The following is a 19775-nucleotide window of genomic DNA, read 5'->3' on the forward strand; positions in this document are numbered from 1 at the left end:
CGCTGATACCGGTGGGAGACTCTCGTCAGCTGGCGTAGGAGCGGAGCCGCTCGGCGCGGTCGCCCTGGCGCAGCTTGCCCATCACTTCGCGCTCGATCTGACGGACACGCTCGCGGGAGAGTCCGAAGAGCTTGCCGATCTGGTCGAGAGTGCGCGGCTGACCGTCGTCCAGACCGTAACGGAGGCGGATGACCTGCTGCTCACGCTCGTCGAGGGTGGCCAGCACGCTGCGCACGTCGCTGTGCAGGAGACCCGCGATCACGGCGTTCTCCGCCGACGTGGCCTCGGAATCCTCGATGAAGTCGCCCAGGGGAGCTTCCTCGTCGTTGCCGACCGGCATGTCGAGGCTCACCGGGTCGCGGCTGTGGTCGAGGAGATCCGCGATCTTGTGCGCCGGGATTCCCGACTCCTCGGCCAGCTCGTCGTCGGTCGCCTCACGCCCGAGCTGCTGGTGCAGCTCGCGCTTGATGCGGGCCAGCTTGTTGACCTGCTCGACGAGGTGCACGGGGAGCCGGATCGTCCGGCTCTGGTCGGCCATGCCGCGGGTGATCGCCTGACGAATCCACCAGGTGGCATACGTCGAGAACTTGAACCCCTTCGCGTAGTCGAACTTCTCCATCGCGCGGATCAGACCCAGGTTGCCCTCCTGGATGAGGTCCAGCAGGGGCATGCCGCGTCCGGTGTACCGCTTCGCGAGCGAGACGACGAGCCGCAAGTTGGCCTCGAGGAGGTGTGCGCGGGCGGACTGTCCTTCACGGACGACCGTCGCGAGGTCGCGCTTCTTGGCGGGGGAGAGTCGCTTCCCGGTCTCCAGGATGTGCGCGGCGTACAGCCCAGCCTCGATTCGCTTGGACAGTTCTACCTCGTCTGCTGCCGTCAGCAGAGCCGTGCGGCCGATGCCGTTCAGGTAGACCCGGACCAGGTCGGCAGCGGGGCTCTGGGCGTCCAGATCGGCAGCGCTGGGGCGAATGCGAGTAGTGGTGCTGGGGCTTGTCATGACTTGCCTCCTCATCGGTGGTGTCTCATATGCATCAACGCACCGAAGGCCTGGGAAAGTTCCCGGCCGGTAATTTGCGAAGAGCCCGTGACCTGCGGGTTCCTCGATTCGGTCCTGAGAAGTTGCTGAGAACACGTATAAGGGGGACGGATCGGGAACCCGGCGGCTACGCGGGAAGCACGAGTCCGTGCCGGACGAGGGCGTGCACGAGCGGCACGGCCGACTGCGCGAGGTCCTCGGCGTCGACGCCGTGTGCCGCTGCGAGAAGCTCGATCAGTTCGCCCAGCACGAGGCCGTCGGCGCGCATGCCCGCAACGAGCGAAGCGACGAGATCGTCGATCTCGTGCTGCCAGGCCGGACCGTTCCCGCGGTGCAACCGGGCGACCACCTGGGTCCATCCCTCGTCGCCGGGCAGGAACACCCGCTCCAGGGCGGTGCTCTCCTCCACGCGGAAACACGCGGTGAGCACGTCGTGCTCGCGGAGCCACGCCACCCGCTCGAAGTACGCGAGCGCTTCCGCGCCCAAGGGGTCGCTGAAGCCGTGCGTGAGATCCTCCGCCATCAGATCGGTGGGAGCGTCGGTCCGGCGAAGGTAGACGAACCCGAAGCCGACCCCCTCGACGTTCGCGCTCGCGAGGTGATCCAGCCAGTCCTCGGCGACCGTCGCGGTGGAGGGGTCCCGGGTGTCGAGTCCGCCGTCCCGCATCCAGGTGCCGACGTACAGGGCCGGGTCCGCGACATCCCGCTGCACCACCCACGCGTCCACCCCGTGGGCGGGAAGCCAGGAGGCCACCCGGGCCCGCCAGTCCTCGCCCTCGACGTGGATCCACGACGCCAGCAGCGCCGCCGTGCCGCCGGGCGCGAGGTAGTCCGCCACGCGGGAGATCATCAGCTCACTCGCGCCGTCGAGGTCGAGTCCGGAGTCGCGGTAGGTGTGACCCACTCGGGCGCGACTGACGACGAACGGCGGATTGGCCACCACCTGATCGAACGTGCGGCCCTCGACCGGCTCGAACCACGACCCGGCGAGCAGTTCCACCCGTTCCTCGTTGAGCGCCGCCGTGACGGCCGCCAGATCGACGGCACGGACATTCAGGTCCGTGGCCGTGACCGAGTCGGCGTAGGACGCGCCGTGCAGGGCCTGGATGCCGCAGCCGGTCCCGACGTCGAGCAGCGTCCCGACCGGCGCGGTCGGGGTGGCCTGCAGCAGCGACAGCGACGCGTGCCCGACGCCGATGACGTGGTCGACGGGGGTCTCGCGGGGGCGGAGTGAGCCGTCGAGGTCGGAGAGCACCCAGCGATTGCCCCCGCCGATGTCCATCGGACGGAGGTCGAGGGCCGCCCGGACGACGTCGCCGTCGGATTCGAGCAGGCCTGCCGCCACGGCGTCCTCGACCGGGAGCGGGGACAGCGCCGCGGCCACCTCGCCGACGGGACAGTCGTCGGTGAGGAGGAACAGGCGGATCAGGGTGCCGAGTTGGCCGCAGCCGGCGCTGGCCCGGCGCACCGGGACCGGTTCGTTGCGGCTCAACGCCGCATGGACCTCGGGGCCCAGCGCGTCGAGGAGGGTGTCCGTGTCGTACCGGTTGCGGCGGAGCGCCTCACGCAGAGAGGGGCAGATCGACAGCAGTTCGTCACGGTTCACCCGTGCATTGTTGCAGCACGCCCGACTGCGTCAGCCCTCGATCGTGTGGTGCGGCGGTGCGGGCAGGGCGGTGGACGGAGACTCGCGGTGGTCGTACCGGCTGGGCTCGTCCTTGCTGCGAGGCGGACGGTCGTTGGCGATGAGGACCGCGATCCACGGCAGCGGGATCGACACGCCGATGATCGCCATCGAAATCCACGGGTTCTCCCAGATCCCGTACGCCACCGCCGCGAAGATCAGGGCGGGGAACCGGAAGGACATGATGAGCAGGTACTTGCGGACACGGGCACGATGCTGATCCTCGATGGATCGCGCTGCCTCGGTGATGAGAACCGGATTGCTCGGGGAGCCGGCGTCGTGGGACCCGCCGAACCCTGCACTTCGTGCCATGCCTCCACTGTTCCACTGTCGGGCGGCAAATGCACACAGGGGGTGGGATAGTCGGCCGGTTGCGGCATTATTGAGGGGTGAGCACTCAAACCAAGGAACGGCCCGACGTCACCACCGACGAGTCGACCGATGACGACACTCCCAAATTCTTCCACTACGTCAAGAAGAACAAGATCGCGGAGAGCGCCGTCATGGGCACTCACGTCGTCGCGTTGTGCGGCGAAGTGTTTCCGGTGACGAAATCGGCGAAGCCGGGATCGCCGGTCTGCCCCGACTGCAAGAAGATCTACGAAGGATTGCGCAAAGGCGACTGAGGCTTCGCCGGCGCTCGTCGCACACCCGGTGGCTCGGGGGATTCTCGTACCGGGCCGTCGGGCTCGTCGTCGTTCCCGGACTCCGGCTCGGCCGCATCCGGGCGGGCCCGGTCGCCGACGACCTTGATCGGACCGGTGGCGATGCGACGCGTGAGGCTGGTCACCGGACCCGCGGACGGCGAACTCTCGGCCTGCGCGGCGATCCAATCCCGCATCTGGTCGATGCGGGTGGCACGGGCGGGCCAGAATTCCTGGACGGTGGCGTTGAACTCGGCGCCGAGCACCACCGCGAACCCCAGGAAGAACGTGAACAGCAGGAACGCGATCGGCGTGGCCAGCGCCCCGTACGTGTACCCGGTTCCGGCCACCCAGGAGAGGTAGCGGCGCAGGCAGGTGCTCGCGCCGAGGAAGAACACCCCCGCGACGAGCGCGCCGCCGAGCAGCCGGTGCCAGGGCAGCGACCGGGGGAGCGCCACCTTGTACAGCGTGGTCAGGCCCACGATGAGCAGCAGTCCCACGCCGGGGTAGTAGAACGTGTCGACGATCTCCGTCCCGATCGTGCGCCACGCCTCCGGGAGCACCCTGCCGACGAGCGTCGGCCCCAGCGCGACCAGCGGCAGGGTGAACACCGCGAGGATCAGGAACATCACGTAGAGCAGCAACGCGAACACGCGCTGCCACACCGGGTGCCGCGCCTCCTGCTGGCCATGGGCCTCGACGATCGAGTCCACGAACGTGGAAATGGCGGACGAGCCGGCCCACAGGGACAGCAGGAAGCTCAGTGACACGATCTCGGGACGTCCACGTTCGAGTACGTCGCCGACCGTCGGGCGGATGATCTGTTCGACGACGCTGTCGCTGAACACCGTCCCGCTGAAGTTGATGATCTTCGACTGGATGATGTCGACGGTGTCGGGTCCGAACCATCCGCCGACGTAGCCGAGCATTCCGAGGAGCCCCAGCAGGAGCGGAGGCAGCGACAGTGTCTGCCAGAACGCTGCCGTGGCCGCCTTTCCGAAGATCGAATCGTCCCAGGCCTTGCTCGCTGTGCGACCGATCACGCTCAGTGCGCGACGTAGCGGATGCCACCCGGGCCGGGGTGGGTCACCGCCACTCTGCGGCGTTGTCGGGGGTGTTTCGGTCATGATGTTTCCAGCATCCCTGACGACACGCCCGGTTGCCCACCGCTGCTGTCCTCGTGTCGCGACAAATCTGTCACTATCGGAACTCGCGAATGCGGTTCGCGTCGGATCCGGGCGCTAGGCTCCTTGACGGACAGCGCCTTCGGGTCTGGACCCGGACATGTCGATCGAATACCGAGGAGTGCGAGCAAACAGTGCCATGCCAGCGGAGGGCAGCCCGTGAGTGCTGAGACAGTGGGCTCCCAGTCGGCGCCGAGAATGGAAACCGAGGCAGCGCAGATCGTGGGCACCGAGGCCTACCTCGCACAAACCGAACCTGCCAGACCCGCAGGATCACTGCGCGCCTGGCAGCGTCGTGCGCTGACGAAGTATCTGTCCACCGGACCGCAGGACTTCCTCGCGGTCGCGACACCGGGCGCCGGTAAGACCACGTTCGCGCTGCGGGTCGCGTCGGAGTTGCTGCGCGACCGCACCGTCGATCAGGTGACCGTGGTCGCACCGACCGAGCACCTCAAGCACCAGTGGGCTGAGTCCGCCGCGCGCAACGGCATCGCGCTGGACTCGTACTTCTCGAACTCGACCGGGCAGACGTCCAGCGACTACCAGGGTGTCGTGGTGACGTACGCGCAAGTCGCCTCGCACCCGTTCAAGCACCGGGTCCGGACCGAGAGCCGGCGCACGCTGGTCATCCTCGACGAGATCCACCACGGTGGCGACGCGAAGAGCTGGGGTGACGCCATCCGGGAGGCGTTCGGTGACGCCACCCGCCGGCTCGCGCTGACCGGTACGCCGTTCCGCAGCGACGACAGCGCGATCCCGTTCGTGACGTACGAACCCGATCGCGAGGGTCTGATGCGCTCGAAGGCGGATCACTCCTACGGGTACTCGGACGCCCTCGCGGACGGCGTCGTCCGGCCCGTCGTGTTCCTCGCGTACTCCGGCGAGGCACGGTGGCGGAACAACGCGGGCGAGGAGTTCTCCGCGCGACTCGGCGAGCCCCTCAGCGCCGAACAGACGGCCCGGGCGTGGCGAACGGCCCTGGACCCGTCGGGCGACTGGATTCCCGCGGTCTTGCACGCCGCAGACACCCGGCTCGGCCAGCTGCGCACGGGCGGCATGCCCGACGCCAGCGGTCTGGTCATCGCCACCGACCAGACCGTGGCCCGTGCGTACGCGCAGACCCTGAAGGCGGTCACCGGGGAAGACCCGGTCGTGGTGCTCTCCGACGACCCGACGGCGTCCAAGCGGATCGCCGAGTTCGGGGCGAGCACCCAGAAGTGGATGGTCGCCGTCCGCATGGTGTCGGAAGGCGTCGACGTTCCCCGCCTGGCCGTCGGTGTGTACGCCACCAGCGCGTCCACCCCGCTCTATTTCGCGCAGGCGATCGGGCGTTTCGTGCGGTCCCGCCGCAAGGGCGAGACCGCGAGCGTGTTCCTCCCGTCGGTTCCGGTGCTGCTCGACCTGGCCAGCCAGCTCGAGGCGCAGCGCGACCACGTGCTCGGCAAGCCGCATCGGGAGAAGGACGGCTTCGATGACGATCTTCTCGCCGACGCGAACAAGCAGAAGGACGAGCTCGGCGAGGAGGAGAAGGCGTTCACCTCGCTCGGCGCGGACGCCGAGCTCGATCAGGTGATCTACGACGGTTCGTCCTTCGGGACGGCCACGTTCTCGGGCTCCGACGAGGAGGCCGACTACCTGGGTCTGCCCGGGCTGCTCGACGCCGATCAGATGCGCGCGCTGCTGCGTCAGCGTCAGTCGGAGCAGCTGGACAAGGCGGAACCGGCGCAAGCGCCCGTGCACACGCCCGTGCCGCAGGTCGCGGACCGGGTGGCTGCCGCCGGACAGCTCGCGCAGCTGCGCCGGGAACTGAACAGTCTCGTCGCGATGCATCACCACAGGACGGGCAAGCCGCACGGCACCATCCACGGCGAATTGCGTCGTGTCTGCGGGGGACCGCCCACGGCGATCGCCACCGTCGAGCAGCTCACCGAGCGGATCTCCACCCTGCGGCAGTGGTGACCGGCGTCATCCGGTGACTCGAACACAAAGAGACCGGCGAGTGCATCGCACTCGCCGGTCTCTTTGTTGAAGAGGTGAGCCTGGGACGGGTCACCCGGGCTGACGTATCAGATTGCAGCTTCGGCTTCGGACACGATCGTGGCGTTCATCTCGCGAAGACGGTCTGCGTGCTCGTTGGCGTGGTGACCGCAGAAGAGCAACTCTCCTCCGGTCGGAAGAACCGCGCGAACGCGGGCTCCCGCACCGCACCGGTCGCACCGGTCGGCTGCGGTCAACGGGGGGCTGGTCAGTGTTCCGGGCATGACTCCTCCGTACTGGCTTCGACTGATGCCGAGTGCCTGGGGCCTTGGTCCGCCGCGTCGGGGGTGGCGCGGTGGATCTACTCTGTCAGACGTTTGGGGTTTACGCGTTGTTCCCGTCGGCGTTTCTCAGTGTTGCATCACACACGAAACCCGCCCGAAACGCGCCGTCAGGGACGTGACGAGCGCAGATGTGAACAGACCGCGCGGTCCGAGTTCGCTGACAGCTGATTCGTTTTCGGGCGTGACGCTAGTCTCACCTTGTGAAATCCGAAGACCAGCTGGTCCACATCTGCAGCCGCGAGGAATGGCGCACCGCCGAACGTGAAGGCAGCCGAGTGCCCGCGACGTTCAGGGCGGACGGTTTCGTGCACCTCTCGACGCCGGCCCAGGTGCACCTGCCCGCCAACAGGTTGTTCGCCGGCCGTACGGACCTCGTCCTGCTGAGACTCGACCCCACTGCGCTCGGTGCGCCGGTGAAGTGGGAGCCGGGTGTGCCGGCCGATCCGGCGTCGATGCTGTTCCCACACCTGTACGGGCCGCTGCCCGTCGCGGCGGTCACCGGGGTCGAGGAGTATCGCCCCGACGCCGACGGAACGTTCCCGGCCCGGCGCTGATGCGAGCCTTCCGCGGTTGGTCACACCGATCGGTCTACCGTGGAGGCATGAACGTTGAAGTGACGCCACTACCGGGTATCGGGGTGCGTAAGGACTTCGAACTCGCCGCCGGCCGCCGCATCGGTGTCATCACCCATCGCGACGGTCGCACCGATCTGATCGTCTCGAAGGCCGACGATCCCGATGCGTGCGCTGCGTCGGTGCCGCTCACCACCGAGGAGGCGGCAGTCCTCAGCAACCTGCTGGGGGCACCGCAACTGGTGGCGCAGCTGGAGGAGGAGCACCGGGACCTGCCCGGAATCCGCACCAAGCAGCTGTACATCAAGGAAGACTCCCGGTTCGACGGCCGCCCGCTCGGCGACACGGCGATGCGCACCCGCACCGGGGTCTCGATCGTCGCGGTCATGCGGGCCGGGCAGGTGTACCCGTCACCGAAGCCTGACTTCCTGCTCACCTCGGGCGACCTCCTGGTCGCCGTCGGAACCACAGACGGACTGGACGCGTCAGCCAAGCTCCTGGCCAACGGCTGACAGACCCGTGAACACCACCACGCTCGCGCTCATCGAACTGGGCGCGGTGTTCTTCGCGCTCGGATTGCTGGGCCGCCTGGCAGCTCAGTTCGGCATGTCGCCGATCCCGTTCTATCTCCTCGGCGGACTCTGCTTCGGCAGCGGCGGATTCGTCAACCTGGGCGACATCAGCGAGTTCAGTCACTTGGCGAGCGAGATCGGGGTGGTCCTCCTCCTGCTGTTGCTGGGGCTGGAATACACCGCGTCGGAACTCGTCACCGGGCTGCGACGGTCGTGGATGGCCGGGGTCGTGGACGCAGTTCTCAATGCCGCGCCCGGAGCGGTCGTCGCCCTGATGCTGGGGTGGGGGACCACCGGCGCGGTCGTGATGGCCGGCGTCACCTACATCTCGTCGTCGGGCATCATCGCGAAGGTGCTGAGCGACCTGGGCCGGCTCGGTAACCGTGAAACGCCGGTCGTGCTCTCGATTCTCGTGTTCGAGGACCTCGCGATGGCCGTGTATCTGCCCATTCTGACGGCCCTGCTCGCCGGCGTCAGTTTCGCCGGTGGACTGGAGGCGGTGGGCATCTCCCTCGTCGTGATCTCGGTCGTCCTCGTGATCGCACTGCGGTACGGCCGCTACGTGTCCGCCCTGCTGGACAGCCCGGACAGCGAAACCCTGCTCCTGAAACTCCTCGGCGCCGCGCTTCTCGTGGCGGGGATCAGTTCGGCGATGCAGGTGTCGGCGGCCGTCGGGGCGTTCCTGCTGGGGATCGCGATCTCCGGTACGACCGCCCACAACGCGAGCCGAGTCCTCGAACCGCTCCGCGATCTGTTCGCCGCGATGTTCTTCGTGGTGTTCGGGCTCAACACCGATCCCCGGGCGATTCCGCCGGTCCTCGGCTGGGCCGCCCTCCTCGCCGTCGTCACCGCGCTGACGAAGATGATCACCGGTGCGTGGGCGGCGAAACAACAAGGCGTCGCGCGCCTGGGCCGAGCCCGGGCCGGGGTCGCGCTGATCGCACGCGGCGAGTTCTCGATCGTCATCGCGGGCCTGGCGTTGTCGGCGGGAGCCGTGGAGAGCGAACTCGTGGCACTCGCCACCGCGTACGTCCTCCTGATGGCCGTCATCGGCCCGGTGGCGGCACGGGTGGTCGAACCGGTGGCGGGTGCCTGGATTCGGGTGCGCACCAGCGCGTAGCGAGACCCAGACGACGATGCCCCCGGACTCGCTCGGAGTCCGGGGGCATCGAGGTGTGTACGTCAGTCCAGGTAGTCGCGCAGCACCTGCGACCGGGACGGGTGGCGCAGCTTCGACATGGTCTTGGACTCGATCTGACGGATGCGCTCACGCGTGACCCCGTAGACCTGTCCGATCTCGTCGAGGGTGCGGGGCTGTCCGTCGGTCAGGCCGAAGCGCAGGCGCACGACGCCCGCCTCACGCTCGGACAGCGTCTCGAGCACCGACTGCAGCTGATCCTGCAGCAGGGTGAACGACACGGCGTCGACGGCGACGACGGCCTCGGAGTCCTCGATGAAGTCGCCGAGCTGGCTGTCGCCCTCGTCGCCGATCGTCTGGTCGAGGGAGATGGGCTCACGAGCGTACTGCTGGATCTCCAGCACCTTCTCGGGCGTGATGTCCATTTCCTTGGCGAGCTCTTCGGGAGTGGGCTCACGGCCCAGGTCCTGCAGGAGTTCACGCTGGATGCGGCCGAGCTTGTTGATGACCTCCACCATGTGCACCGGGATGCGGATGGTGCGGGCCTGGTCGGCCATCGCGCGGGTGATGGCCTGACGGATCCACCACGTGGCGTAGGTCGAGAACTTGTAGCCCTTGGTGTAGTCGAACTTCTCGACGGCACGGATGAGGCCCAGGTTGCCTTCCTGGATCAGGTCGAGGAACGCCATGCCGCGGCCGGTGTAGCGCTTGGCGAGCGACACGACGAGGCGGAGGTTCGCCTCGAGGAGGTGGTTCTTGGCGCGGTTTCCGTCGCGGCAGATCCAGCTCATGTCCCGGCGCTGGGCGGCGGGGAGCTTCTCGCCGGAATCGGACAGCTCCTGCATGATCTGGGTCGCGTAGAGCCCGGCCTCGATCCGCTTGGCGAGCTCGACCTCCTCTTCGGCGTTGAGGAGGGCGACCTTGCCGATCTGCTTGAGGTAGGCACGGACCGAGTCGGCGGACGCGGTCAGTTCGGCGTCCTTGCGGGCCTGGCGGAGCGCTTCGGACTCCTCCTCGTCCCACACGAAGTCGCCGGAGGCCTTGTCCTTCTCGGACGGCTCCTCGGTCTCCTCGTCCTCGCCGACTGCGACGACCTCGACGACATCGGACTCGACCTCGGCGAGATCGCCCTCGGTGATGTCGATGTCCTCCATGTCGGCGGAGTCTTCGTCGAGGTCTTCGCCGTCCGCACCCTTACCGGCCGTGGCCTTCTTGCCGCCCGCCTTCTTGGCCGCCGCCTTCTTGGCGGGGGCCTTCTTCGCTGCTGCCTTCTTGGCGGGAGCCTTCTTGGCCGCCGGCTTCTTCGCGGGAGTTTCCTCGGCTGCCGGAGCGGTGCCGGTGGCTGCCGCCCCGACTGGTGCTTCCGGTCCTGACTCCGAAGTCGAATCAGCAGTCTGACGTGTATCGGTGGCTGCCACGTACGCCCTTTCGTGACGGTGTCGTGCGGCGTCACGCCAGAGTGGTCATCCGGCGGAGAGGTCTACTGGTTTCGCCGGCGCGCAGCCGGGCTCTTCCATTGTAACGACCCATCCGAATTAGTTACGGAGCGATGCCCGTTTCCACTGCGAGCGCAGCACCGACGATGCCCGCCGTATTCAGCAGCGCAGCAGGTACGACGGGTGTCCTGTTGGTCAGATGCGGGATCCACTTCTCGTTCTTCCGGCTGATTCCGCCGCCGGCGATGAACAGGTCCGGACACATGAGGTTCTCGAACCGGGTGAGGACACGGCTCACTTCGCCGGCCCATTCCTTGTACGACAGGTCCTTCTTCTCCTTGACCGAGGACGCCGCCCGGTGCTCGGCTTCCTTGCCGTCCACCTCCATGTGCCCGAACTCGGTGTTGGGAAGCAGGACGCCGTCGTGGAGGATCGCCGAGCCGATACCGGTGCCGAACGTGAGGAGGATGACGACCCCTTTCGCGTCCTTGCCTGCGCCGAGCGCGTCCTCGGCGATCCCCGCCGCATCCGCGTCGTTGAGGACGGTGACGAGCCGGCCGCCGAGCGCGTCGGAGAACAGCTTGCGGGCGTCCGTCCCGATCCACTTCTTGTCGATGTTGGCGGCGGATCGTGCCACACCGCCGGTGACGACGCTCGGCAGGGTGATACCGACCGGTCCGTCCCATTCTGCTCGGCGGATGATCTCGGCGACGGTCTCTGCGACCGCCTCCGGAGTGGACGGCTGGGGAGTGAGGAGTTTGATGCGGTCCCCGACCAGCTGGCCCGTCTCGAGATCTACGACGCCACCCTTGACGCCACTGCCTCCGACGTCGACACCGAACCCCGTTTTGGTCATGGCGTGTGCTCCTTCGTGTCGACGACGACGTGTTCTCCAGCGCTCTTCTGCTGCTCGTCACACTAGTGTGTCGACGTGTGTTCGGTGGGTGATGACACCAGTTGTGCGAAACGTCAGCGGTGGTGTGAGGCAGCGAAAGTGTGTTCCGATGGGTGGGTGCACGTACCCCAGAGTTCAGAGTCCGCGCCAGGCCACGTCGGCACCGACCCCAGGCGACTACTCGAGGTCGCCGTGGCGGTGGCCGAGGAAGCCGCCGCCCACGTCCGGGCGCGACGGCCCGAGGTCTTCGGAATCGTCGGGAAGCTAGCGGGATCCGGCGATTCCGTCGCATCGAAGAGCACCCCGACCGACCCGGTCACGGTGGTCGACACCGAGAGCGAGCAGGTCATCCGCGACCGGCTCGCGGAGCTTCGCCCCGACGACGCGATCCTCGGCGAAGAAGGTGGGGGAGAGGAGGATTCCGTCGCCGAGGTGAGGTGGATCGTGGATCCGATCGACGGCACCGTGAACTTTCTGTACGGCGTCCCCGCGTACGCGGTCTCCGTGGCGGCCCAGATCGACGGGGTGTCCGTCGCCGGGGCCGTGGTCGACGTGGCGGCCCGATCGACCTACGCGGCGGCACGCGGCGGCGGGGCCACCCTCACCGACGCGGACGGGCGGGTGAGCGACCTCCGGTGCAACCCGGTCACCGACGTGTCGATGGCGTTGCTCGCCACCGGCTTCGGGTACGGCGCGGCGCGGCGCAAGGCGCAGGGCGCCCTCATCGCGGACATCCTGCCGAGGGTGCGGGACATCCGCCGGATCGGCTCGGCGGCCCTCGACCTGTGCATGGTCGCGGCCGGCCGTGTCGACGCGCATTTCGAACACGGGCTGAGCCCGTGGGACTGGGCCGCGGGATCGCTGATCGCGACCGAGGCGGGGGCCCGCGTGCGAATCCCTTCCCCGCAGACGTCGAGTGCGGACGGCGATGTGGTGGTGGCCGCGGCCCCCGGCATCGCCGACGCGCTGGACGCGCTGTTCGCCGAGATCGGGGTGGACGCCCCGATCCCGGAAGGGTGACCGCCGGTCAGCAGCGGGCGGTGCGCGCCGCCTTCAGCAGGTCGATGTCGAGGGGGGCGGGCTGGCTTCCGGGCGGCGGATCCTTCAGGGACCGCAGGACCTCTTCGGCGTCCGTGTTCGGCGAGATCTTGCGGAAGTAGGTGCCGAGGGCGAGGTCGACCGTGTCGTCGGTGCGGGTGTCCTGGATGAGTTCGGCGCACGGGGCCACCAGCCAGAGCGCGCTGGCGGCGGCGGTGCCGTTGGGACCGAACCGCAGCTGCCCCTGGCACTGCATGTTCTGGTCGACGTAGACCGGGTCGTTGCCCGCCTGGACGTCGGGTGCGCTCGCGAATCCGTAGTCGCTGAGCTGTGCGGCGACCTGCGCAGCCTGGCCGTGCTCGCCGTTGGCGTTGAACACGCGCACCTTCGTGGCGGACAGCGCGGCAGGCTCCACGTCCCGCAGGGTCGAACCGTCGACCTTCTCGCCCAGCGCCTGCTGCGGCGGGGCGGCGGGGTCGAGGGGTTGCGCGGCCGGCTGCGGAGGGTTGCAGTCGACGGTGGTGGCCAGATCCTCGTCGTCGCCGAGGACGCCGGCCCACACGACGGCGCCGAGCAGGGCGAGGACCGCGAACACCACGAGGATCGGCATCGCCCGCCGCCGCCGGAACGGACGACCCTTGTCGTCGAGCGGGCTGCCTTCGGTGATCAGTGAAACCACAGTGTGCCTCGACCTCTCCTACGAAACTGCGCTTCGTACGTTGCACCCGTACAACGCACCGATACAGGGCCCGGCCACACGTCGTGGCGCAGGTTCGGCACCTACCTTAGATCCCAGGCACGTCATAACCCCGAACCCGTCCCCGTTGTGGAATGTCACAGCTTGCTGTGGTGTTGGTGACGATTAGCAGACAATTTGCGCGATCGGTCGCTTCGGTTACGACTTTTGTACTTCCTTCGGCTACTGTCTGGCGGCCCCAGTCGTTCAAAGCGTGCAGAACGAGGGTCGGCAGAAGATGACAAAAGAGGCGTAGATCATGTTTCCGGAGCCTGGTTCCGGGCACGAACCCATCCGCTGCAGCGTTGTGCAGCCGCAGGGTGTGATCTGCGCCGAGGCGGTTTTCGTGTGGACGGTCGACCGGCAATCGGTTCGACGTACCGCACGGGCCGGGATACACCGAAGAGGATGAGGGGAAGGCGACATGGCAACTGACTACGACGCACCGCGGCGAACAGAGTCCGACGAGGTTTCGGAGGATTCGCTGGAGGAACTGAAGGCGCGACGCAACGAGGCTCAGTCGGCTGTCGTCGACGTCGACGAGTCCGACACCGCGGAATCGTTCGAACTGCCCGGCGCGGATCTGTCCGGTGAAGAGCTCTCGGTGCGGGTCGTGCCGAAGCAGGCCGACGAGTTCACGTGTTCGAGCTGTTTCCTGGTGCACCACCGCAGCCGGCTCGCCAGCGACGCGGGCGGAGTGCTGGTGTGCAGGGACTGCGCGGCCTGAGCGGCGGCGAGTACGAGAGGCGGACGGTGGGAGGCCCACCGTCCGATCAGTCTCCGTCCGCCTGCGGGCGGGCACGGTTGACGGCGGCCAGCAACTCGGCCGGCCGTCGTGTGCTGATCAACCAGTAGGGGGTCGGGTCCTCGGGGTCGTCGAGCACGATCAGTGCCATCGGCTTGACCCATACGCGGTGTTGCACGAAGGCGGCGGGGTCGAGCTGACGACCGAGTGCCGCACTCTTCGCCGAACCGGGAACCTCGGCGACCCGCGAGATGACGTCCAACGGCAGATGCGCCTGTCCGACCCGTAGGTGGACACCGTTCGGTTCCTCGACGACCTCGACGCGGAGACGGCTGAGCCAGACGAGTCCCCACACCGGCAGGGGCAGTAGAAGGACGTACGGCAGCCATGCGCGCAGGCCCGGCGCACCCATGTGCACCTCCGCGGCGAGCAGACCGGCGACGAACAAGCCCACTGCCCACCACCAGACGGGCACCCACAGGCGCTCGGAGTACAGCACGGGCGAGGTGTTATCGGTGGGCGCGACTTCGGGCCGGGACGTTTGTGACACCCGACCAGGATAGTCGGTGTCTGAGAGTAGGCTCGGTGCACGTGAGCGACCTATCTCCCGGCCTTTCTCCCGCCGCGACCCCCGCCCTTCCGCCCGTCGCCCTCCAGCGGCTGGACCCCGACATTCCGGTACCGCAGCGTGCGCACGACGGCGACGCCGGTGTCGACCTGTGCAGCACCGTCGACGTGACCATCGAGCCGGGGCGCCGTGTCCTCGTCGGAACCGGCATCGCGATCGCGCTGCCCCTGGGCACGGTCGGGCTGATCCACCCCCGATCCGGGCTGGCCGCGAAGTCGGGTCTGTCGGTGGTCAACACCCCCGGAACCATCGATGCCGGGTACCGCGGCGAGATCAAGGTGTGCCTGATCAATCACGACCTCGAGACCCCGATCGAGATCCGCCGGGGCGACCGGATCGCCCAACTGCTCGTGCAGCGGGTCGAACTGGTGTCGTTCGTCGAGGTCCCGTCGCTCGACGGCACCACCCGCGGTAGTGACGGACACGGGTCGAGCGGAGGCCACGCGAGCCTCGTCGGCAATGCCAGTGAAGGAGCCTGATCATGTTCGGACGTCGTAAGAAGAAGGAAGCCGAGGACGACCGGCCCGGTTTCTTCGAGGACGCCGAGGCCGGCGACGCCGACGCGGATTACGAGGACGACTACGACGCCGTGACCGAGGTGGACGGCGGTCCGTACGACGCCGACGACCTCGAATCGGGCGCCGACCTCACCGTCGGTGAGGTGGGAACCCGCCTCGACCTCGGTTCGGTCCTGGTCCCGATGCCGCAGGGCGCCCAGTTGCAGGTCGAGATGGCGCCCGACGGTTCGCCGCAGGCCGTGCATCTCGTCACCCAGCAGGGGCGCATCACCGTGGCGGCGTATGCCGCCCCGAAGTCGCCGGGCCAGTGGCGGGAAGTCGCGGGCGACCTCGCCGAATCGCTGCGCAACGACAACGCCACGGTGAGCGTCGAGAGCGGACCGTGGGGACGCGAGGTCTTCGCCGTCACCCCGAACGCCGACCTGCGCTTCATCGGTGTCGACGGCTACCGGTGGATGGTGCGCTGCGTGGTCGCGGGACCGAGCGGTGGCAACACGGCCGATTCGGAGCTCGTCGCGACCGCCAGGGCGATCCTGCGCGACACCGTCGTGAAGCGGGGAAACGAACCCCACCCCGTTCGGACGCCGCTGCCGGTGGTCCTGCCCGCGGCGCTCGCCCAGCAGCTGGCTGCGGCTCACCAGCAGCAGCTGGCGCAGCAGCAGGGTGCCGCTCCGCAGCAGCCGGCTCCGGCGGGTCCGCAGGGCGAGCAGCAGGCGCCCCCCGCGGAGGCCCCGGCGCAGCCGCAGCAACGTCGCGGCGAATCGGGTTCGGCGATGCAGCAACTCGGTCGCTGACTCCGGTCCCGGAGATTCGACACTCAGGTCGTGTGCAGGACCGAATCGAGCGCGTCGAGGCTGGCGTAGCCGAGAATTGCAGGATCGGCGCCGATCTCGTCCAGCGTCACCGTGACGAGGCCCGCGTGCGGTAGTCGTTCGGACCACTCGCGCGCGACCTCGAGGGGATGCACGGCGTCGTCGGTGGCGGCAGCGATCCCCACCGGCACCGTGATGCGCTCGAGGTCGCCCGCACCGGGGGCGTGGTACTCGGACGCCTCGTCCAGCGCGGCGGGAAGGTGCGGCCACTGCGATCGCCACGATTTCGCCAGTTCCCGGCCCAGCCACGGCGGACTGGACGCGATCATCTCGGCGGTGACCTGTTCCAGGCCGTCCGCCCGCAGCCGGGCCGCGGTGAACCGGGCGCTGGCGGCGGCGGGAGCGTCCGCGGCGGTCCCGGTCCACGCGGGCAGCGCCGCGAGGACCCCGGCGATGCGATCCGGGTGTGATCCTGCCCACTGCAGCGCCACGGCGGCCCCGATGGACACCCCTCCGACGAGGATGCGTCCGTGCTGCGCGGCCGCGGCGTCGAGCGCGTCGACGTAGCTTCCGACGACTCGCCGGGGATCGGGTTCGACTGCGGCCGTGCGCACTCCACGGCAGGTCAGAGGCTCGGTGAAGGCACGGGTCACGAAGTCCGCGTCGGATCCCGTACCCGGGAGCACAACGGCCACACGAACAGGTGGCGGCGCTGTTCTCCGCGGCGGAGGCGGCCGATCATCAGAGGGCATGTGATGATCCTGCCTCGTCCGTCACAGCGCTTCTCCGGTGGTGTGGTTGCCGGGAACCAATGGGTCTACAGTGGCGAATACACAGCCCTACGAGCGGCGCGAAGATCTCGCGTCGCACATGCTCCAGGAGCGCGCAATGGCACCCGCCACGGCAGGATATTTTCGTCGGCTGACTCGCAGGCTCACCGAGGACCTCGAGCAGCTGGACGCCGAGGAAATGGCCGAGACGTCTCAGGCGTCCGGCGCACAACGTGCCTGCGACTGCAGCCGCGGCGAAGAGGTCACCATGCTGGGGCGGCTCCGGAGTGTCGAAGCCTGTCCGAAGTCCGGGAACGCCAGCATCGAAGCCGAATTCTTCGACGGCACGGAACAGATCAAGCTGGTGTGGATCGGCCGGCGGAGAATTCCGGGCATCGAGCCGGGCAAGACCCTGCTGGTTCGTGGACGTGTCGGCGAACGCGACGGCCAGAAGGTGATCTTCAACCCGTATTACGAGTTGCGCGGCGAATCGTAGGGGCCCTCTCGTGTGGCACTCTCGTTGAGTGACCGAAACGAAGCAGCAATCCATACTCGAACAGCTCGGTGGGCTCAGCGGGCTGGTCTATTCGACCCTGCCCATCCTGGTTTTCGTTCCGGTCAACGGTGTGTGGGGCCTGGGCCCGGCGATCTGGGCGGCCATCGGCGTCGCCGTCGCCATTCTCGTCTGGCGCCTCGTCCGCCGCAGCCCCATCCAGCCCGCGGTGTCCGGGTTCGTCGGCGTCGGCATCTCCGCGTTCATCGCCTACCGCACGGGCGATGCCAAGGGATACTTCCTCTTCGGGATCTACACGAGCCTCGCCTACGGTGCGGTGTTCCTGATCTCGATTCTGGTGCGCTGGCCGATCGTCGGCCTGATCTGGGGATTCCTCAACGGCCACGGCAACCTCTGGCGGCGCCATCGCGGCGCGGTACGCGCCTACGACGTGGCCACCGCAGCCTGGGCGCTGGTGTTCGCGGCCCGGTACCTCGTGCAGTCGCAACTCTACGATTCGGACCAGACGGGCTGGCTCGCGTTCGCGCGCATCGCAATGGGCTGGCCGTTGGCGGGATTGGCTCTCCTGGTGACGATCTGGGCTGTGCGCCGGGCAGATCGGATCGTCGAACCGGCACCGTCGGACGACGCCGGCGAACCGACGGACGATACGGAAGCGGGCGGCCCCCGCGACGAGCCCGGCCACACCTGAGCACGGCCCCACGTCGAGGACCGCGTGGGCCCTGACCGGTTGTGCCGGAGCCGAAGTCGCCGACCCGATCAGGCCACGAGATCCTGGTACTCGGGATGCTTCGACACGAATTTCACGACGTACGGGCACACCGGGCGCACCCGCAGTCCACGGCGGCGGAGATCGTCCAGGGCCGCACCCACGAGCGTCCGGGCAAGTCCGAGTCCCTCGTGTTGCGGATAGATCTCGGTGTGAACGAAAACGTGTACGTCCCCGTCGACTTCGTACTGCTCGATTCCCGCGAGTTCACCGTCGGCGTGGATCTCGTACCGGCTCTGCTGCGGGCTGTCGGTGACGACGATGCTCTCGGGTGTTGCGGTGGTACCCAACGGATCCTCCCGGGTGTCGATCGGTCCCGCCGGGTCAGGAGAGCCCGACGGCCGCTCGCAGGTCGTCCTCGACGTCCACGGACGCGACGAACAGCAGTTCGTCGCCGCCCTCGAGCGGATCGTCCTGCTGCGGCACGATGACCCGTCCGCCGCGGAGGATGGTGACCAGCGCGGCATCGCGGGGCAATTGCAGCTTGCGGACGGCCTTCCCGGCGAGCGGGGTGTTGTCGGGCAGCGTGACCTCGACGAGGTTGGCCTGCCCCTGGCGGAATGTCATCAGCCGCACGAGATCGCCGACCGACACCGCCTCCTCCACCAGCGAGGCGAGCATCCGGGGAGTGGAGACGGCGACGTCGACTCCCCAGGACTCGTCGAACAACCACTCGTTGCGGGGATCGTTGACGCGGGCGACCACGCGGCTGACCCCGAACTCGGTCTTCGCGAGGAGGCTGAGGACCAGGTTGGCCTTGTCGTCACCGGTGGCCGCGATCACCACCTCGTAGGTTTCGAGGGATGCGGCCTCGAGGCTGCTCAGTTCGCACGCGTCGGCGTGGACCCAGGTCGCCTCGGGCACCGACTCCCGTTCGACGTGCTCGAGCTTGCGTTCGATCAGCATGACGTCGTGTTCGCTGCGGACCAGTTCGCGCGCGATCGAGCGTCCGACTGCGCCGGCTCCTGCGATTGCGACTCTCATCGATTGCTTCCGTTCGGGTGGTCGATCGTGAACATTCTCACTGCCGTCTCAGTTGTCCGAAGGCGGGGGATTGCCCGCGAGCGCGACCGCCTCGGCAACCGTTCCCGACACGGCCGCGATGTACACCTGGTCGTCGGCCTGGAGGACGGTCTTGCGATCGGGAAGGACGCCGGTGCCGAAGCGGATGATGAACGCGACACGCGAATTCGTCGCGGCCTCCAGTTCGGCGACCGGCCTGCCGATCCAATCCTCGTGCAGGGACAACTCGGTGACCGCGACGGTTCCGGACGGATCGCGCCACTTGGCGGTCTGGCTGTCGCGCGTGAGGGTGTGCAGGAAGCGGTCCGTCGACCACGGAACGGTGGCGACGGTGGGGATCCCGAGCCGCTCGTAGACGGCGGCGCGCTTGGCGTCGTAGATCCGGGCGACGACGCGTTCCACGCCGAACGTCTCCCGGGCCACGCGCGCGGAAATGATGTTGGAGTTGTCTCCGGACGACACCGCGGCGAATGCCTCTGCGCGCTCGATACCGGACTTGACCAGCACGTCACGGTCGAATCCCATCCCCACGACGGTGTGGCCGGGGAAGTCGGGTTCGAGACGTAGGAATGCGGCAGGGTCGCGATCGATGACCGCGACCTCGTGGCCGATCCGGGTCAGCGAGCCAGCGAGGGATGAGCCGACCCGGCCGCATCCCATGATGACCACATACACCTTGTACTCCGTTCATGGGCTCTTACGTCACGTCTCGAGTACGTGCGCACCGAATCGAACCGTAC

At 68.1% G+C, this 19775-nt stretch carries 24 protein-coding genes; 11 read left to right on the plus strand and 13 right to left on the minus strand.

The annotated features are described in order from the left end of the window. Positions 1-25: 25 nt before the first annotated feature. From PSR88_RS34595 to PSR88_RS34605, 3 genes are all read right to left on the minus strand, one after another. Positions 26-997, minus strand: coding sequence for a sigma-70 family RNA polymerase sigma factor (locus PSR88_RS34595; protein WP_005261102.1), 972 nt, complete (start codon positions 995-997; stop codon positions 26-28). Between the two features lie 166 nt (positions 998-1163). Further along, positions 1164-2642, minus strand: coding sequence for a N5-glutamine methyltransferase family protein (locus PSR88_RS34600; protein WP_011598594.1), 1479 nt, complete (start codon positions 2640-2642; stop codon positions 1164-1166). A 30-nt stretch (positions 2643-2672) separates the two neighbouring features. Continuing rightward, positions 2673-3032 carry a DUF3099 domain-containing protein gene (locus PSR88_RS34605; protein WP_009480070.1) on the minus strand — a complete coding sequence of 120 codons (360 nt, stop codon included), beginning with the start codon at positions 3030-3032 and terminating at the stop codon, positions 2673-2675. Positions 3033-3109: 77 nt separating this feature from the next. Here PSR88_RS34605 and PSR88_RS34610 point away from each other — a divergent pair, with 77 nt between their 5' ends. Then, complete coding sequence (locus tag PSR88_RS34610; RefSeq protein WP_005240826.1) at positions 3110-3346, plus strand: DUF3039 domain-containing protein; 237 nt, start codon at positions 3110-3112, stop codon at positions 3344-3346. Here PSR88_RS34610 and PSR88_RS34615 read toward each other — a convergent pair. After that, the gene (locus PSR88_RS34615; protein WP_011598595.1) at positions 3319-4491 is read right to left on the minus strand and encodes a YihY/virulence factor BrkB family protein; all 1173 of its coding nucleotides are present in this window, start codon (positions 4489-4491) and stop codon (positions 3319-3321) included. The genes PSR88_RS34610 and PSR88_RS34615 overlap by 28 nt on opposite strands. Positions 4492-4746: 255 nt before the next feature. On the opposite strand from PSR88_RS34615, the gene PSR88_RS34620 reads away from it, so the two are divergent. After that, complete coding sequence (locus PSR88_RS34620; protein WP_051004099.1) at positions 4747-6507, plus strand: DEAD/DEAH box helicase; 1761 nt, start codon at positions 4747-4749, stop codon at positions 6505-6507. 107 nt (positions 6508-6614) lie between these two features. Here the strand turns inward: PSR88_RS34620 and PSR88_RS34625 are convergent, their stop codons facing one another. Continuing rightward, complete coding sequence (locus PSR88_RS34625) at positions 6615-6809, minus strand: hypothetical protein (RefSeq protein ID WP_005240831.1); 195 nt, start codon at positions 6807-6809, stop codon at positions 6615-6617. A 260-nt stretch (positions 6810-7069) separates the two neighbouring features. On the opposite strand from PSR88_RS34625, the gene PSR88_RS34630 reads away from it, so the two are divergent. From PSR88_RS34630 to PSR88_RS34640, 3 genes are read left to right on the plus strand one after another with little or no spacing between them, the layout of a single operon-like run. After that, a complete protein-coding gene (locus PSR88_RS34630; protein ID WP_011598597.1) occupies positions 7070-7423 on the plus strand; it encodes a DUF952 domain-containing protein in 354 nt (117 codons plus the stop codon). 47 nt (positions 7424-7470) lie between these two features. Then, positions 7471-7953 (plus strand): cation:proton antiporter regulatory subunit, encoded by a 483-nt coding sequence (locus PSR88_RS34635; protein WP_005240833.1) that lies wholly within the window; start codon positions 7471-7473, stop codon positions 7951-7953. Between the two features lie 7 nt (positions 7954-7960). Beyond that, positions 7961-9133 carry a cation:proton antiporter gene (locus tag PSR88_RS34640; protein ID WP_009480074.1) on the plus strand — a complete coding sequence of 391 codons (1173 nt, stop codon included), beginning with the start codon at positions 7961-7963 and terminating at the stop codon, positions 9131-9133. 62 nt (positions 9134-9195) lie between these two features. Here PSR88_RS34640 and PSR88_RS34645 read toward each other — a convergent pair whose 3' ends face one another. Together PSR88_RS34645 and ppgK are read right to left on the minus strand one after the other, a co-directional pair. After that, complete coding sequence (locus PSR88_RS34645) at positions 9196-10569, minus strand: RNA polymerase sigma factor (RefSeq protein WP_009480075.1); 1374 nt, start codon at positions 10567-10569, stop codon at positions 9196-9198. A gap of 121 nt (positions 10570-10690) precedes the next feature. Further along, entirely contained in the window at positions 10691-11443 is a 753-nt protein-coding gene (gene ppgK / locus PSR88_RS34650; protein WP_011598598.1) for a polyphosphate--glucose phosphotransferase, read from the minus strand. A gap of 156 nt (positions 11444-11599) precedes the next feature. Between ppgK and PSR88_RS34655 the strand changes: the two genes are divergently transcribed. After that, the gene (locus PSR88_RS34655) at positions 11600-12502 is read left to right on the plus strand and encodes an inositol monophosphatase family protein (protein ID WP_050787437.1); all 903 of its coding nucleotides are present in this window, start codon (positions 11600-11602) and stop codon (positions 12500-12502) included. Between the two features lie 7 nt (positions 12503-12509). On the opposite strand, the gene cei is transcribed toward PSR88_RS34655, so the two are convergent. Further along, a complete protein-coding gene (cei, locus tag PSR88_RS34660; protein WP_009480078.1) occupies positions 12510-13199 on the minus strand; it encodes an envelope integrity protein Cei in 690 nt (229 codons plus the stop codon). 481 nt (positions 13200-13680) lie between these two features. Between cei and PSR88_RS34665 the strand changes: the two genes are divergently transcribed. After that, on the plus strand, positions 13681-13983 hold the full coding sequence (locus tag PSR88_RS34665; RefSeq protein ID WP_005240850.1) for a DUF4193 domain-containing protein: 303 nt from the start codon (positions 13681-13683) through the stop codon (positions 13981-13983). A gap of 46 nt (positions 13984-14029) precedes the next feature. On the opposite strand, the gene PSR88_RS34670 is transcribed toward PSR88_RS34665, so the two are convergent. Next, positions 14030-14500: a DUF3093 domain-containing protein gene (locus PSR88_RS34670; protein WP_016880141.1), complete on the minus strand. Its 471-nt coding sequence runs from the start codon at positions 14498-14500 to the stop codon at positions 14030-14032. An 86-nt stretch (positions 14501-14586) separates the two neighbouring features. Here PSR88_RS34670 and dut point away from each other — a divergent pair, with 86 nt between their 5' ends. Continuing rightward, complete coding sequence (gene dut, locus PSR88_RS34675; protein WP_009480080.1) at positions 14587-15108, plus strand: dUTP diphosphatase; 522 nt, start codon at positions 14587-14589, stop codon at positions 15106-15108. Between the two features lie 2 nt (positions 15109-15110). Then, positions 15111-15941, plus strand: a complete 831-nt coding sequence (locus tag PSR88_RS34680) for a DUF3710 domain-containing protein (protein WP_009480081.1) — start codon at positions 15111-15113, stop codon at positions 15939-15941. Between the two features lie 23 nt (positions 15942-15964). On the opposite strand, the gene PSR88_RS34685 is transcribed toward PSR88_RS34680, so the two are convergent. Continuing rightward, entirely contained in the window at positions 15965-16711 is a 747-nt protein-coding gene (locus PSR88_RS34685) for an alpha/beta fold hydrolase (protein WP_011598601.1), read from the minus strand. A 136-nt stretch (positions 16712-16847) separates the two neighbouring features. On the opposite strand from PSR88_RS34685, the gene PSR88_RS34690 reads away from it, so the two are divergent. Beyond that, a complete protein-coding gene (locus tag PSR88_RS34690) occupies positions 16848-17225 on the plus strand; it encodes an OB-fold nucleic acid binding domain-containing protein (protein WP_005240856.1) in 378 nt (125 codons plus the stop codon). A gap of 28 nt (positions 17226-17253) precedes the next feature. Beyond that, positions 17254-17934, plus strand: a complete 681-nt coding sequence (locus tag PSR88_RS34695; protein ID WP_011598602.1) for a DUF3159 domain-containing protein — start codon at positions 17254-17256, stop codon at positions 17932-17934. Between the two features lie 68 nt (positions 17935-18002). Here the strand turns inward: PSR88_RS34695 and PSR88_RS34700 are convergent, their stop codons facing one another. The 3 genes from PSR88_RS34700 to PSR88_RS34710 are packed head-to-tail and all read right to left on the minus strand — an operon-like array spanning position 18003 to position 19710. Next, positions 18003-18302: a GNAT family N-acetyltransferase gene (locus PSR88_RS34700; protein WP_016880142.1), complete on the minus strand. Its 300-nt coding sequence runs from the start codon at positions 18300-18302 to the stop codon at positions 18003-18005. A 34-nt stretch (positions 18303-18336) separates the two neighbouring features. Next, positions 18337-18996, minus strand: coding sequence for a potassium channel family protein (locus PSR88_RS34705; RefSeq protein WP_011598603.1), 660 nt, complete (start codon positions 18994-18996; stop codon positions 18337-18339). Between the two features lie 48 nt (positions 18997-19044). Then, a complete protein-coding gene (locus PSR88_RS34710) occupies positions 19045-19710 on the minus strand; it encodes a potassium channel family protein (protein WP_009480086.1) in 666 nt (221 codons plus the stop codon). Positions 19711-19775: the final 65 nt, after the last annotated feature.

Origin of the sequence: Rhodococcus sp. DK176, assembly GCF_038447315.2 — a bacterium.
Taxonomy (GTDB): domain Bacteria; phylum Actinomycetota; class Actinomycetes; order Mycobacteriales; family Mycobacteriaceae; genus Rhodococcus_F; species Rhodococcus_F jostii_A.